The following is a 14,664-nucleotide window of genomic DNA, read 5'->3' as shown; positions in this document are numbered from 1 at the left end:
AATAATTGAGCGTCACAGTTCAGGTCCTGCGGTCGGACAGTGAGAGTTTTCAAGCGTGTCACGGGTTCGTCAACAGCCCGCGCCAGAAGCGGACTTGGCGCACGGCAGGGGCGGACAGGGCCGGGCGGCGGACGATTCACGCGCCGGGCGCTCACGCGGGGAGCGAACCCTATCAACTGCCTGTTACTTCCATAGAGGCAAAATCGCTCGTTCTCCTGGACCTTTGCACCCGAACGCCACGAACATGATTACTGCGAGTAGTCATTCGCTCCGGGTGCGGCATCGCCGCACCACGCGCTCCATCCATCCCGGAAAGGACCCGGCCCGAGCCTCATGAGAATTCCCCGCTCTCGCACAAGGCTGTCCAGCGCCCTCGCGGCGTGCACTGTCGCCGGCGCCCTCGCGGCCTCAACTCTCGCCGGTGTCGCCCCCGCTGTCGCCCACAGCGACGGGGGCCGCCACGAGCACCCGACCAGGGCGGGTGTGGACCCCGCCGAGGAGGCGGCGCTCGGACGCGAACACGCCGAGGAGCACGCCGCCACCCGCGCGGGAGCCGAGGATCTCGGCACCTACCCGCAGGCGACCCGCACCGCCCGGCTGAAGATGCTCACCGAGACGCAGGCGGAGACCAACAAGGAGTACAAGGCGTCGGAATTCGGCGCCTTCAAGGAGTACTTCGACTCACCCGACTTCGGCGTCCACATCGCCCAACTGCCCACCGGCAAGGTACTCCTCTTCTCCTTCGAGCGGATCGAGACCGACCCCACGAAGGAGACCGCGCCGACCCAGATCGTCGGCGCGGCCAACCGGGGCCGCGCCTATCTCTGGGACCCCGCGAAGGGCACCGGAGAGCGAGCCTTCAAGAAGGTCACCCCGCCCGCCGTCACCATGCCCGACAGCACGGGCATCTCCCGCCCCGCGCCGATCTTCTGCGCCGGACACGCCTTCCTGCCGAACGGGATGCTCGGCGTCTTCGGCGGCAACCTCGGGGGCAACGGCGGCTCGGGGGCCAAGCTGTCCTTCGTCTTCGACCCGTGGAGCGAGACCTGGGCGATGAACGAGGACATGTCCGTCGGCCGCTGGTATCCCAGTGTCGTCACCGGCCCCGACGGCCGGATGCTGATCATGTCCGGCCAGTCCGAACTGGGCTGGGGCACCCCCACCCCGGTCGTGGAGCGCTTCCCCGCGCTGGGCGACCCGGTGCCGTACCGCACGACCGACGTCCCCCGGTTCCGACACGTCGACCGATTCCGCGCGGACGCGCCGTACAAGCTCGACTACCCGCACCTGTTCAGCCTGCGCGACGGGAAGATCTACGGGCTCGGCCGCAGCCACGACCAGCAGTGGCTCTTCGACCCGGTCAAGGAGACCCGGAGCGACCTGGCGCACCGGCCGGACGCCGTGAACCGCAGCTACGGCTCGGCGGTCCCGCTCCCCGGCGGTTTCCGCGGCCCGGACTCCGTCCTGGTCCTCGGCGGCGACCGTACGGACCCGAACACCTACCAGCTCGCCGCGGGCAAGTGGAAGACCAAGGAGGCGCGGGCCTTCGGCCGCACGCAGGACAACACGCTGCTCCTGCCCGACGGGAACCTGCTGACCGTCAACGGCTCCTACGACATCCGCGACTACGGCAACGGCCAGTACAACCCGAACGCGGACCTGAAGTACCGGCACACGGAGCTGCGTGACGAGAACGGCGACTGGCGGCTGGGCCCCGTCCAGCGGCTCGCGCGCGGCTACCACTCGAACGCCGTGGTGCTGCCCGACGGCCGTGTCATGGTCACCGGCGACGAGGCGCAGCAGATCGCCAACGACCGGAACATCAAGGATGATCTCGACGGCACCATCGAGATGTACGAGCCGTCGTACCTCCACAACGGAGCCCGTCCCGAGCTCGACTCGGCGCCGTCCCGCCCGCTCGTCTTCGACCAGCGGTTCACCGTCACCAGCTCCACCACCGACGACGTGAAGCGTGCCGTGCTGCTGGCGCCCACGACCGCCACCCACTCGGTCAACACCAGCCAGCGGCATGTGGAGTTGCGCATCAAGCGGCAGGGCGGCGGCGAGCTGGAGCTACAGGCGCCGCCCACCGCCGAGGCCGCCCCGCCGGGCTGGTACATGCTGTTCCTGCTCAACGAGGAGGGCGTCCCGAGCATCGCCAAGTGGGTCTCCCTGGAGCCGAGCGGGGCGCGGTCATGACCTACGGGGCACAGCCTTCGACGGCGTACGACCCGCCCGGTGGCGGGGAGGCCGATCTGCCGCTGCGCAGGAGCCGGGAGATCCAGGGCGACATCATCGCGGGAGCCAAGAAGGACCATGTCCAGTTACTCCTGCTGCGGTTCGAGGACGACAGCCTCGCCAGGACCTGGCTGCGCAGGCTGCGGCCCCGGATCGCCACGACCCGTCAGGTCGCGGCGTTCAACGCGGAGTTCAGCAGGGCCCGCAAGCAGTCCGGCGGTGACGATCCCAAGGCGCTCAACGCCGTATGGCGGGTCGTCAGCTTCACCTATCCCGGAGTGCGGCTGCTGGCCGGGCGCGATCCCTTCCCGTCCGTCCCGCCGGGCAGTACGCAGGAAGCCTTCAAGCAGGGCGCCGCGGCCCGCGCCGACCTGCTCGGTGACACCGGGCAGTGCGCCCCGGAGCACTGGCTGTTCGGCAACGGCACGGGGCAGCCGATCCACGCGGTGCTCACCGTCGCCGCGGACCGGCCGCAGGATCTGCGCGTCGCGCTGACCGAGGAGCGCGAGGAGGCCGCCCGGCACAAGGTCGTGATCGTCTTCGAGCAGGACGGAGCGACCCTGGAGGGAAGCCGGCGGGGCAAGGAGCACTTCGGCTTCAAGGACGGGATCAGCGAGCCCGCCGTAGAGGGCTTCGACCAGCCCGACCCGGACCGGCCCGAGCACAAGAAGGGCAGCCCCGGCACCCGGATCATCCCGGCCGGCGAGTTCGTCGTCGGCCACGAGCGGGACGGCGGCAGACCGAACGACCTGCCGGGCTGGGCGACGAACGGCTCGTTCCAGGTCCTGCGGCGTCTCGCGCAGGACGTCCCCGGCTGGTGGGCGCAGGTCGCGGCGCGTCTGAAGGAGCTGAAGGAGCAGGGGAAGGTGCCGCCCGAGGCGACGACCGAGTGGCTGGCCGCGCGCCTGGTCGGCCGCTGGCGCTCGGGCACGCCGGTGGCGAAGTGCCCGCACGCGGACAGCCCCAGCGACGCGGAGGCGTGGTCGGACAACGACATCAGCTACCGCGACGACCTGGAGGGCGAGATCACTCCGCTTTTCTCGCATCTGCGCAAGAGCAGCCCGCGCGACGGTCTGCTGCTCAAGTCGAGCGACGAGCAGACCGTCCCGGAGAAGGGCGCGCTCGACGGTCGGCGCATCATGCGCCGCGGCATTCCCTACGGCCGGCCGTTCGACCCCGCCGGCAGCGCGGGCAATGGCCCGGACGCACCGCGCGGCCTGGTCTTCGTCTGCTACCAGTCCGACCTGGTGCGGCAGTTCGAGTTCATCCAGAAGGACTGGATCGAGGAGCCGAACTTCCCGGCGAGGGACCAGCCTCCGGGCCGGGACCCGCTGGTCGGCACGGCGACCGATGTCAGCTTCAAGGGCTGCAAGGTGCACTTCGAGCAGTTCGTCAGGACCGAGGGCGCGGTGTACGCGTTCGCGCCCTCGCTCACCACCATCGAACTGCTCGCCGACGGCAAGCTCGACGGCGGTGGCGGCCCCGACGGCGACCGGATCCTTGAGGCCCCGTTCACCCTGCGCCCCGCCGACGGGCCCGTCGGCACGGCCAAGGCCCGGCTCGTGATGCGGGAGGTCGGCAATCTGGTCGTCCTGGACGAGCGCGACGAGCAGCGCTGGGAGTCGGGCACCGCCGGGACCGGCGGGGTGAAAGCGGTCTTCCAGGAGGACGGTGACCTCGTCGTCCTCGGGGCCGACGACCGGCCGGTGTGGAAGTCCCGTACGACCGGGAATCCGCACGCCAAGCTCATCGTCCTGATGGACGGCAACGTGGTGATCCGCGCCGCCGGCGGGACGGTGGTCTGGCAGACCGACACCGCGCACTGACCGTCCCCGTACGCGGGGTGTGACTCGCGCCCTCCCGACCGCGGTGGACGGCGGCCCCCCAACCGCCGTCCACCGCACCTCGCGCCTCCAAGGGCCATGATGGAGGTATGGCAAATCCGACCATTCTGACCGTCGACGACGATCCGGCCGTCTCCCGGGCCGTCGCCCGCGACATCCGCACCTGGCTCGAGAACAAGCGGCTGATGGTCGAGATCGCGGACACGGGGGTGGGCATCGCGAAGGACGTGCGGCCACGGATCTTCGAGCCGTTCTTCACGACCAAGCAGGTCGGGGAGGGCACGGGGCTGGGGCTGGACATCTCGTACCGCATCGTGGTCAACAAGCACCACGGGGACCTCAAAGTCACCTCGCGGCCGGGGGACACCCGTTTCCAGGTGTGCCTGCCGATCGAGGAGGAGGCGGTCGGCCCGGCGGCCGGAGAGTCGGACGGCCGGGGAGACGGTCAGCCCAGCAGCTGATGCGTGAAGCACCAGCGCCACTCCTCGCCGGGCTCCAGGGAGCGCATGACGGGGTCACCGGTCTGTGTGAAGTGTTCGGTCGCGTGCCGTAGCGGTGAGCTGTCGCAGCATCCGACGTGTCCACAGGACAGGCAGAGACGCAGGTGGACCCAGTCCCGGCGGTCGAGTGCGACGCAGTCGACGCATTCGTCGGTGCTCGAAAGGGGCGCCACGTCAGCAGTCGCGTTGGCGAGATCTGTACATGTACCCATACCGCCACCGTACTGCGGCGGGGCGCCGGGGGCGCGTCGGAGAGCCACGGGTGACGGGCGGGAGGGAGGGGACGCGGGTCCGTAGAGACCGCGGGGACCCAGAAGTCCGCGAAGTCCGTCAAGTCCGGAGACTTCGGATCCGTCGGCGGGCAGACTGGCTGCCGTGACGACACTGAGCAAAGGCGCCAATCTCCCGGTGACGGTCCCCTCCGTGCGGGCCGTCCTCAGCTGGTCGGCGGGACCCGGCATACCGGACGTGGACGGATCCGCCCTCCTGTTGACCGACGCGGGACAGGTCCGCTCCGACGGCGACTTCGTCTTCTACAACCAGCCGCACCACACATCCGGCGCCGTACGCCACATCGGCAAGCAGCCCGGCGCCGACTCCGTGGAGGTGGATCTCGCCCGGCTGGAGCCGGGCATCGAGCGCGTGGCGCTGTGCGCGTCCGCCGACGGCGGGACGTTCGGGCAGGTGCCCGGTCTGCGGCTGCGGCTGCTGGACGCGGCGTCGGGCGCGGAGCTGGCGCGTTTCGACATGGAGGCCGGCTCGGAGACCGCGTATGTGAGCGGTGAGCTGTACCGGCGGGGCGGGGCGTGGAAGTTCCGGGCGGTCGGGCAGGGGTACGTGAGCGGGCTGGCGGGGCTGGCGACGGACTTCGGTATCACGGTCGACGAGGAGCCGCCTCCGGTCGCGGCGCCGGTGCCGCCTCCCGCCCCGGCGCCGGTACCGCCCCGGGCGCCGGTCCTGCCCCCGGCTCCCCCCGTCCCCTCCCCCGCCGCTCCCGCGTCCGGCGGGCCCGGCGCCCGTCTCACCAAGGGTGAGGAGCGGCTTCCCGTCGACATGCGCAAGCGCCTCTCGCTGCGCAAGGAACAGGTCGCAGTCAGCCTGGACAAGCACGGCGTCACCGGTGTGGTCGCGCGCGTCATTCTCGTCCTCGACGCCTCGGGTTCGATGAGCGCGCTCTACACACGCGGCGTGGTGAAGAACGTCGCCGAGCGGATGGCGGCCGTCGCGGCGCAGCTCGACGACGACGGCGAGATGCAGGCGTGGACGTTCGCCACCAACCCGGCCCGGCTGCCCGATCTGGTGATCGGCGAGCTGCCCGAGTGGCTGAGCCTGCATGTGCGGGTGGGGCAGATGAGTCTCTTCGGCCGTAAGAAGCCGCAGAAGGGCCTGGTGGCGGGACAGGTCGACATGCGGGCGGTCGGTTTCCAGAACGAGGAGCAGAAGGCCATCGCCGAGGTGCGGGCGTACGTGCGCGAGAACCCCGTGCCCGCGCCGACCCTGGTCCTGTTCTTCTCCGACGGCGGCGTGTACCGCGACGCCGAGATCGAGCGGGAGCTGCGCGCGGCCGTGGAGGAGTCGGTGTTCTGGCAGTTCGTCGGACTCGGCAGGGCCAACTACGGGGTGCTGCAACGCTTCGACACAATGGCGGGCCGCCGCGTCGACAACGTCGGCTTCTTCGCCGTGGACGACATCGAGCGGGTCTCGGATCCGGAGCTGTACGACCGGCTCCTGTCGGAGTTCCCGTCATGGCTGCGGGAGGCACGGCAGGCGGGGATCCTGCGCTGAGCCGGTCGCACCGAAGGGAATAAACAAACTAGTTTTTTTGACGGTCGGAAGCTTGGGGAGTGCGTTGCCCAATGAGACAACAAACTAGTTAGTTACCTGTGAAAGGGAAGCATCCGCCATGAGGAACGTCACCGGATGGGCCGCCCACCGAGCGGGCGGCCCGCTGGAGCCCTGGGAATTCACCCGCCGCGATCTGCTCGGCGACGACGTCGCCGTGCGGGTGGAGTACCGCGGTGTCTGCGCCACCGACACCTCGACCGTCAGCCACGGCGGCGAGTTCCCGGTCGTACCCGGCCACGAGATGGTCGGCGAGATCATCTCGACCGGCGACGCCGTGACGCGCTTCCGGGTCGGCGACAAGGTCGCGGTGGGCAACATCATCGACTCCTGCGGCGCCTGCCCGCCCTGCCTGGCCGGCCGGGAGAACTGGTGCCTGCGGTATCCGACGCTGACCTACGGCAGCACCGACCCGAAGGACGGCCTCACGACCCGGGGCGGCTACTCGTCGGAGTACGTACTGCCCGAGAAGTTCACCTACCACCTGCCCGAGGGGCTCGACCCGGCCGCCGCCGCGCCGCTGATGTGCGCGGGCATCACCACGTACGCACCGCTGAAGCGGTGGGGAGCGGCGCCCGGCCGGACGGTCGGCATCGTCGGCATGGGCGGACTGGGACATCTCGCGCTGAAGATCGCCCACCACATGGGCGCCGAGGTCGTCCAGTTCACGCGCACGGCCGGAAAGGCGGACGAGGCGCGTGCGCTCGGCGCCGACGATGTCGTCCTGTCGACGGACGAGAAGGAGATGGCCGCGCAGACCGGCCGCTTCGACCTCATCCTCGACACGGTCGGCGCCGCGCATTCGCTGGAGCCGTACATGTCCGCGCTCGCGATGGACGGCACGCTGTGCGTGGTGGGCATCCCGCCGGAGGACCTCACGGTCAGCCCGCTGAGCCTGATCGTGGGAGCGAAGACACTGGCGGGCACGGGGAGCGGCGGGACCACCGAGACGCGGGAGATGCTCGACTTCTGCGCCGAGCACGGCATCGTCGCCGACGTGGAGGTCATGCGCCCGGACCAGGTCAACGAGGCGCTGGACCGGCTCGCACGCAACGATGTCCGATACCGGTTCGTCCTGGACATGGCGGCGGGTGGCGGCGACGGTGCCGGTCCCGGTGCCACTGTCCGCGCCACTGCCGGCGCCGGTGCCACCGGCAGTGCCGACAAAGCGACAAACCAGTTGGTTTAGCCTTTAGCCATGAAGACGGGACAGATCACGAGCGCGGGCCAGGCGTCCCGGCGGCGGCTGCTCGACGCCGCGACGGCGGAGTTCGCCGCGTACGGCATCGCGGGGGCGCGCGTCGACCGGATCTCCGCCGCCGCCCAGGTCAACAAGGCGCAGCTCTACGCGTACTTCGGCAACAAGGACAAGCTGTTCGACGCCGTCTTCGCCGAGCACCTGGACCTGATCGTGGGCACTGTCCCCGCCACGGGCGACGATCTTCCCGGCTACGCGGTCCGGCTGTACGACGCCTACCTCGTCCATCCCGAACTCGTCCGCCTGGCCACCTGGGCCCGCCTCGAACGCACCCCCACCGGTGACCTGTTCCACTTCATGCCGGGGCACGACACCGAGAAACTGCGGTCGATCACCGACGCACAGGCGCAGGGCGTCGTCGACCCGTCGATCCCGGCGACAGAAGTGCTCGCCATGGTCACGGCCATGTCGATGACCTGGTCGCCGGCCAGCGTCATGTACGCCGCGAGCGACGACGAACCGGAGTCGGCCCACGACCGCCGCCGCGCGGCGCTCGCACTCACGGTGCGGCGGGCGTTCACACCGTAGGGCTGTCCGGTGTGTGCCGCCGTACCCGTGCTGTTAGTTTCTACAGTGCTGTAGAAGCAAGCGCTACGGCCGACAGTCGGCGGTGCGGGGGGCGGGGCGTACCCCCCGCACCGCTCCGTCCGTCCGTCCGTCCGACCATCCGTCCGCACAACCGCCCGCCCGCCCGCGCACCACTCCCCCTGCGCCGCTCACAATTTCTACAGTGTTGTAGATTTTACTCAGTCCATACCTTCGAGCACCAGGAGAAGATCGTGGGAGTTTCCCTCTCCAAAGGCGGCAACGTTTCGCTCAGCAAGGAAGCGCCGGGCCTGACGGCGGTGCTCGTCGGCCTGGGCTGGGACGCGCGCAGCACCACCGGCGCCGACTTCGACCTCGACGCGAGCGCGCTGCTGGTCAACGCGGCCGGCAAGGTCCCCTCCGACCAGCACTTCATCTTCTACAACAACCTGAAGAGCCCCGACGGTTCGGTCGAGCACACTGGTGACAACCTCACCGGTGAGGGCGAGGGCGACGACGAGTCGCTGAAGGTCGACCTCGCCGGTGTCCCCGCCGATGTCGACAAGATCGTCTTCCCGGTCTCCATCCACGAGGCCGAGTCGCGCAGCCAGAGCTTCGGCCAGGTCCGCAACGCGTTCATCCGCGTGGTGAACCAGGACGGCGGCGCCGAACTCGCGCGCTACGACCTCACCGAGGACGCCTCGACGGAGACCGCCATGGTCTTCGGCGAGCTGTACCGCAACGGCGCCGAGTGGAAGTTCCGCGCCGTGGGCCAGGGTTACGCCTCCGGCCTCTCCGGCATCGCCACCGACTTCGGCGTCGGCGTCTGAGCCGAACACCGCGCCGCCGGACCCGGAGCAGCCGTCAGGCTTCCGGGTCCGGCGGCGTCGCGCTTTCCGGGTTGCCCGATGGGGCATCGCCGGGTGCCCCGGCCGGGCCGGTGCGCGGCCTGGACCGGGACGGCGTCGGCGGCAAAGGGTGGAGTGTGGGGAACGCCGCGGCGCGGACCCCGGCCCGGCAGCCGAACGACCGGTGCGGTCAGGGGAGATGACGATGAACGCACACGACCTCGATCACGGCCATGAACACCACCACGACCACGACCACGATCACGGCCACGACCGTGAGCAAGTGGCTGATCACGAGGACGGCCGGCATGGCCACGCACGTGATTCCGGACAGGTCTCCGAGCGGGCTCATCACCTCTACCGCGCGGCGGCCGGAGGGCGGGCCGATGTGATCGGCGTCGCCGGGATGGGCGCTCTCCAGCGCGCCGTGGGCAACAGCGCGCTCGGCCCGATGATCCAGCGCTCACGGAGCGGTTCGCCGGACCGGGCCGAGGCCGAGGAGGAGCGGCGTTCGCCGGTCCACGAGGTCGTGTCGTCGGGCGGCTCCCCGCTGGACGCCGACACCCGGGCGGACATGGAGAACCGGATGGGCGCGGACTTCTCCGACGTACGCGTCCACAACGACGCCGCAGCCCACGAGTCGGCGAAGGGCGTCGGCGCGCACGCGTACACCGTGGGCAACAGCGTGGTCTTCCAACGCGACGCCTACGACCCCTCGTCGCCGCAGGGCCGCACCACCCTCGCGCATGAGCTGACACATGTGATCCAGCAGCGGGAAGGACCGGTGGAGGGGACGGAGGCGCCCGGCGGCATCCGTGTCAGCGACCCCTCGGACCGCTTCGAGCGGGAGGCCGTCGCGAACGCGGACCGCGTGCTGGCCGACCCGGTACCGGCCGCCCCCGCGAACGTATCTGACGGCGCGTCAGTCCCGGCTCCGGCGACCGCCGCCGCCTCCGTACAGCGGGAGGCGACGGAGGACGAGGAGGAGCAACCCGCGGACGTACAGGGCTCGTTCGTCCAGCGGGCCGCGACGGGTGGCCCCGAGGAGGAGGAGGAAGCGCCCCCCGCCTGAGCCCGTACGGCGCGAACTCAGGCGTTGGCCGATCTAACTGATGGTCCCTCAACTCGACTGGGCAGGGCGCATGTTGCCACCGAGAAACAGCGACTCCGTGCAGCGCGACGGCGCCGGCGCGCCCACCGGTCTGCCGACCCTGCGGCAGTCGATGGTCATCGTGACCGTGCCTCCCGCAGGCACCAGGATCGGCGTCACGAAGTGGTAGTCGGAGTCGCGGAAGTTCTCCAGCCCGAGGCTGAGCACGCGCGTCTCCGGCCCGGCCGAGACGACGACCGTTCCCGCGTCGCCCTGCGGGTTCTGCACGACGATGTCGGTCAGCTCGAAGGTCTGCCCGGCCGGTACCCGCAGGGCCGTCCCCGTGTTCGCCCCGCCCCCGACGGAGTCACTGACCCGCACCTGCGCGCTGGTCGGGGTGGTCGCCGCGGCGTCCGCCGAGGAACCGGGGCTGGGTGACTCGCTGGATCCCGGCGTACCGTCGCCCGAGCCCGTGGAGTCGCCACCGGCGGAACCGGCACCGGCCGGGCCGCCCCCGTCGGGGTCCTGCCCGTCCGGTGACGCGCTCTTGTCGGCCTCGACGGCCGACCGTACCGCGTCGGGCGTGACCGCCTCCCGGGCCGCCGACTTCACCGCCGGGCGCAGCAGCGCGTACCAGAGGCCGACCAGCGCGATCAGTACCACGGCGGCGACGACGAGCGCCCGTGGCAACCAGCCGGGCAGTATCGTTTCCTGCTGGTAGGAGCCGTCCAACAGGACTGGTTCCAGGGGCTCTTGGTCCTCGGCGGCCTGCGGGGTGGCGAACACCTGGAAGGGGTGCGTCACCGGCGTACCGCGCCACATCCGCTTGGCCGGCCGCACGCGCAGCTTCCCGAACTCGGCGCGGTCCGGCTCGATGCGGAGCTCGGGAACGGCGAAGACGACCCGCGCCAGCTCCGTACCGGGCTGGGCTCCGAGCTTCACGGTGACCGGTGTGTTGCCCCGGTTGTCGACGGCGAGCCGGTGCTGTCCGCTCCGTGACCCGTGCGAGCTGCGCGGGACCAGCTCGGCCGTCGTCTCGGTGAACGGCAGGACGGTCACCCGGCCCTCGGGCACCACCGTCCCGCTCTCTTCGCTCGTCGGCACCACCCGGACGCCGAACGTTGTCTCGCCCGCCGGCACCGTCGAGTCGCGGGGCGGGCGCAGCACGAGCGACACGGTCCCGGAGTCGCCGGGATAGAGGGACAGGACCGAGGGCTCCACCGCCGACCAGGCGGCGCACGCGCCGACCACCTCGAAGCGGTACTCCTCCACGGTCCGGCCGGAGTTCAGGACCTGTAACGGAAGGGCCGTCTCCTCGCCCGGTGCGGCGGCGACGGACGATTCGTCCAGACTGGCGGTGAGACTCATACCCGGGACCGTAAGGTCGGTGACCCGGTGTCACATCGGCCGCGAAGGAACACTTTCGGGCAGATTCGATGCCCGCCACAACGTTTCAGTTTCCTTGTCGGTGAAGGCGGGAATCTTCAGTCCGCCTCACAACGGATGGGGCAATCACATGCAGCTGTGAGGCTTGTGCATTGCTGTGACGCTTCAGGCTGTCGCCCAGGGGGAGCATTCGCATGGAACGCACCACTGTCGCGTTACGAGCCCAAGATCCGATATCGCGGGCCGGGGTCGCCAGTCAATTAAGAGCACGTCCAGAGGTCAGCGTCATGGAATGGGACGCCGAGGACGTCTCGCCCCAGGTCGTGGTCATCGTCGTGGACACGGTCGACGAGGAGGCGCTGCGAACACTGCGCCACATCCAGCGCACGAGCACCTGCCGCACGGTTCTGGTCACCACGGACATCGACGAGCAGAAGCTCGTGAGCGCGGCGGAGTGCGGCGTCGCGGGTGTGGTCAGACGCTCCGAGTCGACGCCGGAGCACCTGGTCCAGGTGATCGGGACGGTGGCGCGGGGCGAGGGACATCTGCCCTCCGACCTGCTCGGCCGTCTCCTCGAAGAGGTCGGCAGACTCCAGGGCCAGGTGCTCGGTCCGCGCGGGCTGCACTTCACCGGGCTGGCGGCGCGAGAAGTCGATGTGCTGCGGCTGGTCGCCGAAGGTTATGACACAGCGGATATCGCGACGAAGCTGGCGTATTCCGAGCGCACGATCAAGAACGTTCTGCATTCCGTGATGACCCGGCTGCAATTGCGCAATCGCTCGCACGCGGTGGCTTACGCGATGCGCCAAGGTCTTATCTGACGTCAGCGAATGCCCTGAGATTGCACCAAAGGGCAATCGTGCTTACCCGTGGCAGTGGCTCGACTTCCGCTGTACGCAACGGAGTTCTACGGGACCGTACAGGCGCTGCGGCATGTCCGGGGCGCAGGGGCATGTCAGGGGACGGGGGAGGAACAGGTGGCGTGGATTCGGCCGGAGCAGGGAGAACATGCGCGTGGGCGGGCCGGGCGCGTACGGCCCCGGCGGGGCGGCGCGCGGCGCGCGGCGGCGCTCGTCCTGCTCCTGCTGGGCGCCGGTCTGACGCCCGCGTCGGCGGTGGCGGACACGGCGCCGGTGACGGATACACCTGCGGCGATACACGTCCCCGTACCGCCGGACCCATGGGTCACGCCGGCCACGCTTGACGAGGCGCTCGACCCGGGCGGTTCGACGGGGGTGGCCAAGCAGGTGCGGACGCCCGCGATCCCGCCGAGCCCGGACGTCGTCCTGCTCGTGGACGGCACGGCCAGCATGCAGGACGTGGACGGCACGGCCAGCATGAAGGATCCGATCGACAGCGTCCGGACCAATCTGCCCGCCATCACCGACAAGATCCTGGCCGCGGAGCCCGAGTCGCGCTTCGCGGTCGCCACGTTCGGCGACCAGGAGGTCGACGAACCGAACGCGGGATTCCGGGTTCTCCAGGGCCTGACGAACGACATGGGCCTGGTCCAGATCGGTGTCAACGGGCTGCGGACGGACCTCGGCGGCTTCAGCATGGGCCCGTCGGAGGACTGGATCAACGGTCTGTGGGAGATCGCCAACGGCGCCGGGGGCCAGACGGAGTTCCGTGAGGGCGCGAGCCCGGTCGTCGTTCTGGTCAGCGATGCCTCCAGTCACGCGCCGAGCAACGGCCACACCATCGACGACACGATCGCCGACCTCCAGGACAAGGGGGTCCGGGTGATCGGCGTCGAGGTGGACAGCGACCGCGGGGACGGCCTGAACGGCAACGGGAACGCCAACAACCCTGATTTCCCCGGCCAGATCGAAGATCCGCCGACCACCCGCGGCCAGGCCACACGGATCATCGACGCCACCGGTGGCCGCCTGCTGGAGGGCATCCAGCCGGACGAGACGGCCGAGGCGATCATCGCCGGCTTCGACAATCTGCCCACCTCTGTCGGTCATCAGCTCGACGACTGCGACCCGCATCTCACCGTCGCCCTGGACCCGCCGACGAGGCGGCTCATCAGCGGCCAGACGGCCCGGTTCACGGAGACCGTCGACGTGTCGGCCGACGCCCCCCAGGGCACGACCCTGACCTGTACGGTCCAGTTCCTCCAGCTCGGCGCCCAGGTACCGGGGACGGACGCGCTCGGCCCCGCCGCCGTTCCCGATCCCGACTTCCAGCAGAAGATCAGCATCACCGTGAACGACGTCAACGACCCGGTCGTCACCGTGGACGACCGCACGGTGAGGGCGGAGGACGACGACGGCGCGCGTATCAGATTCACGCCCACGGCCACGGACGCCCAGGACGGTGAGCTGCCCGTCACCTGCGATCCCGCGTCGGGCGCGCTCTTCCCGGTCGGCACGACGGCCGTCACCTGTTCGGCCACGGACTCGGCGGGCAACACCGGTACGGACACAGCGGAGTTCGAGGTGCTGGAGCCTCCCGTGCCGCCTTCGTCGGACATCGCGGTACGGGTGGACGTCAGCCCGGACCGTACGTACATCGGCCGCCCGGCCCGCGCCGAGTTCACGGTCACCAACGCGGGACCGGACGCGGCGAGGGGTGTGGTCCTCTCGGCGGCCTGGCCGGCGCCGTCCCGCGCGGGTGACCGGACCCTGCCGGCGCTGAACCGCTGCACGGCCGCCCGGCCGTGCACGATCCCCGCCGGGGGCCGTATCGAGGTGGCACAGACGGCGACGTATCGCGCGGCGATCACCGGTGACGTACGGGCCACCGTCCGCGGGACACTGCCCGACCGCCGTGCGGCGAACAACCGCGACACGGACCGGCTGCGCGTCCTCAAGCCCTCGCTCGAAGTGACGCCGCTGGTCGCCAAGCCGGGGCAGCCCGTGCTGGCGCGGGGCAAGGACTACCCGCCGGGCAAGACCGTACGTCTGACCTGGTCCCTCGGCATCACGGCCGACAGGTCGGGCATACGGGTGGGCCGTGACGGCACCTTCGAGGTGCAGATGCTGGTGCTGCGCAAGGACACGCTCGGCCCGCGCGTGCTGCGGGCGGACGCCACCGACCTGCCCCGGCTCCAAAAACCGGTCCTGGTGGTGCAACGCAACCTCCAGCCACCGGACTTCAAGGGTCGCTCGTGACGGGCGAGGTAGCT

11 protein-coding genes and 1 pseudogene are annotated in these 14,664 nt (G+C 70.3%); 10 read left to right on the top strand and 2 right to left on the bottom strand.

Going from position 1 to position 14,664, the window contains the following annotated elements; all coding sequences use genetic code 11:
* Positions 1-333: 333 nt before the first annotated feature.
* From SSPS47_RS26575 to SSPS47_RS26565, 3 genes and pseudogenes are all read left to right on the top strand, one after another.
* Entirely contained in the window at positions 334-2,199 is a 1,866-nt protein-coding gene (locus SSPS47_RS26575) for a galactose oxidase early set domain-containing protein (RefSeq protein WP_164253160.1), read from the top strand.
* A complete protein-coding gene (locus tag SSPS47_RS26570; protein ID WP_239065057.1) occupies positions 2,163-4,064 on the top strand; it encodes a Dyp-type peroxidase in 1,902 nt (633 codons plus the stop codon). The genes SSPS47_RS26575 and SSPS47_RS26570 overlap by 37 nt, the downstream gene beginning before the upstream one ends.
* A 173-nt stretch (positions 4,065-4,237) precedes the next feature.
* Positions 4,238-4,543: pseudogene (locus SSPS47_RS26565) on the top strand (ATP-binding protein); the annotation flags it as partial.
* On the opposite strand, the gene SSPS47_RS26560 reads toward SSPS47_RS26565, so the two are convergent.
* On the bottom strand, positions 4,528-4,794 hold the full coding sequence (locus SSPS47_RS26560) for a UBP-type zinc finger domain-containing protein (RefSeq protein ID WP_164253158.1): 267 nt from the start codon (positions 4,792-4,794) through the stop codon (positions 4,528-4,530). The pseudogene SSPS47_RS26565 and the gene SSPS47_RS26560 overlap by 16 nt on opposite strands.
* Before the next feature lie 163 nt (positions 4,795-4,957).
* Between SSPS47_RS26560 and SSPS47_RS26555 the strand changes: the two genes are divergently transcribed.
* From SSPS47_RS26555 to SSPS47_RS26535, 5 genes are all read left to right on the top strand, one after another.
* The gene (locus SSPS47_RS26555; RefSeq protein WP_164253157.1) at positions 4,958-6,367 is read left to right on the top strand and encodes a VWA domain-containing protein; all 1,410 of its coding nucleotides are present in this window, start codon (positions 4,958-4,960) and stop codon (positions 6,365-6,367) included.
* A 118-nt stretch (positions 6,368-6,485) separates the two neighbouring features.
* Entirely contained in the window at positions 6,486-7,613 is a 1,128-nt protein-coding gene (locus SSPS47_RS26550) for an NAD(P)-dependent alcohol dehydrogenase (RefSeq protein ID WP_164253156.1), read from the top strand.
* A 9-nt stretch (positions 7,614-7,622) separates the two neighbouring features.
* Positions 7,623-8,210: a TetR family transcriptional regulator gene (locus SSPS47_RS26545; protein WP_164253155.1), complete on the top strand. Its 588-nt coding sequence runs from the start codon at positions 7,623-7,625 to the stop codon at positions 8,208-8,210.
* Between the two features lie 251 nt (positions 8,211-8,461).
* Complete coding sequence (locus SSPS47_RS26540) at positions 8,462-9,037, top strand: TerD family protein (RefSeq protein ID WP_164253154.1); 576 nt, start codon at positions 8,462-8,464, stop codon at positions 9,035-9,037.
* Positions 9,038-9,254: 217 nt separating this feature from the next.
* On the top strand, positions 9,255-10,127 hold the full coding sequence (locus SSPS47_RS26535; RefSeq protein WP_164253153.1) for a DUF4157 domain-containing protein: 873 nt from the start codon (positions 9,255-9,257) through the stop codon (positions 10,125-10,127).
* Positions 10,128-10,175: 48 nt separating this feature from the next.
* Here the strand turns inward: SSPS47_RS26535 and SSPS47_RS26530 are convergent, their stop codons facing one another.
* The gene (locus SSPS47_RS26530) at positions 10,176-11,513 is read right to left on the bottom strand and encodes a hypothetical protein (protein WP_164253152.1); all 1,338 of its coding nucleotides are present in this window, start codon (positions 11,511-11,513) and stop codon (positions 10,176-10,178) included.
* Positions 11,514-11,725: 212 nt separating this feature from the next.
* On the opposite strand from SSPS47_RS26530, the gene SSPS47_RS26525 reads away from it, so the two are divergent.
* Together SSPS47_RS26525 and SSPS47_RS26520 are read left to right on the top strand one after the other, a co-directional pair.
* Positions 11,726-12,352: a response regulator transcription factor gene (locus SSPS47_RS26525; RefSeq protein WP_147875222.1), complete on the top strand. Its 627-nt coding sequence runs from the start codon at positions 11,726-11,728 to the stop codon at positions 12,350-12,352.
* Positions 12,353-12,508: 156 nt separating this feature from the next.
* Positions 12,509-14,650 carry a VWA domain-containing protein gene (locus SSPS47_RS26520; RefSeq protein WP_239065056.1) on the top strand — a complete coding sequence of 714 codons (2,142 nt, stop codon included), beginning with the start codon at positions 12,509-12,511 and terminating at the stop codon, positions 14,648-14,650.
* The last annotated feature ends 14 nt before the right edge of the window (positions 14,651-14,664 follow it).

Source organism: Streptomyces sp. S4.7 (assembly GCF_010384365.1).
Taxonomy (GTDB): domain Bacteria; phylum Actinomycetota; class Actinomycetes; order Streptomycetales; family Streptomycetaceae; genus Streptomyces.
Note: the sequence above shows the minus strand (reverse complement) of the source record. Positions and strands in the feature narration are given on the sequence as shown.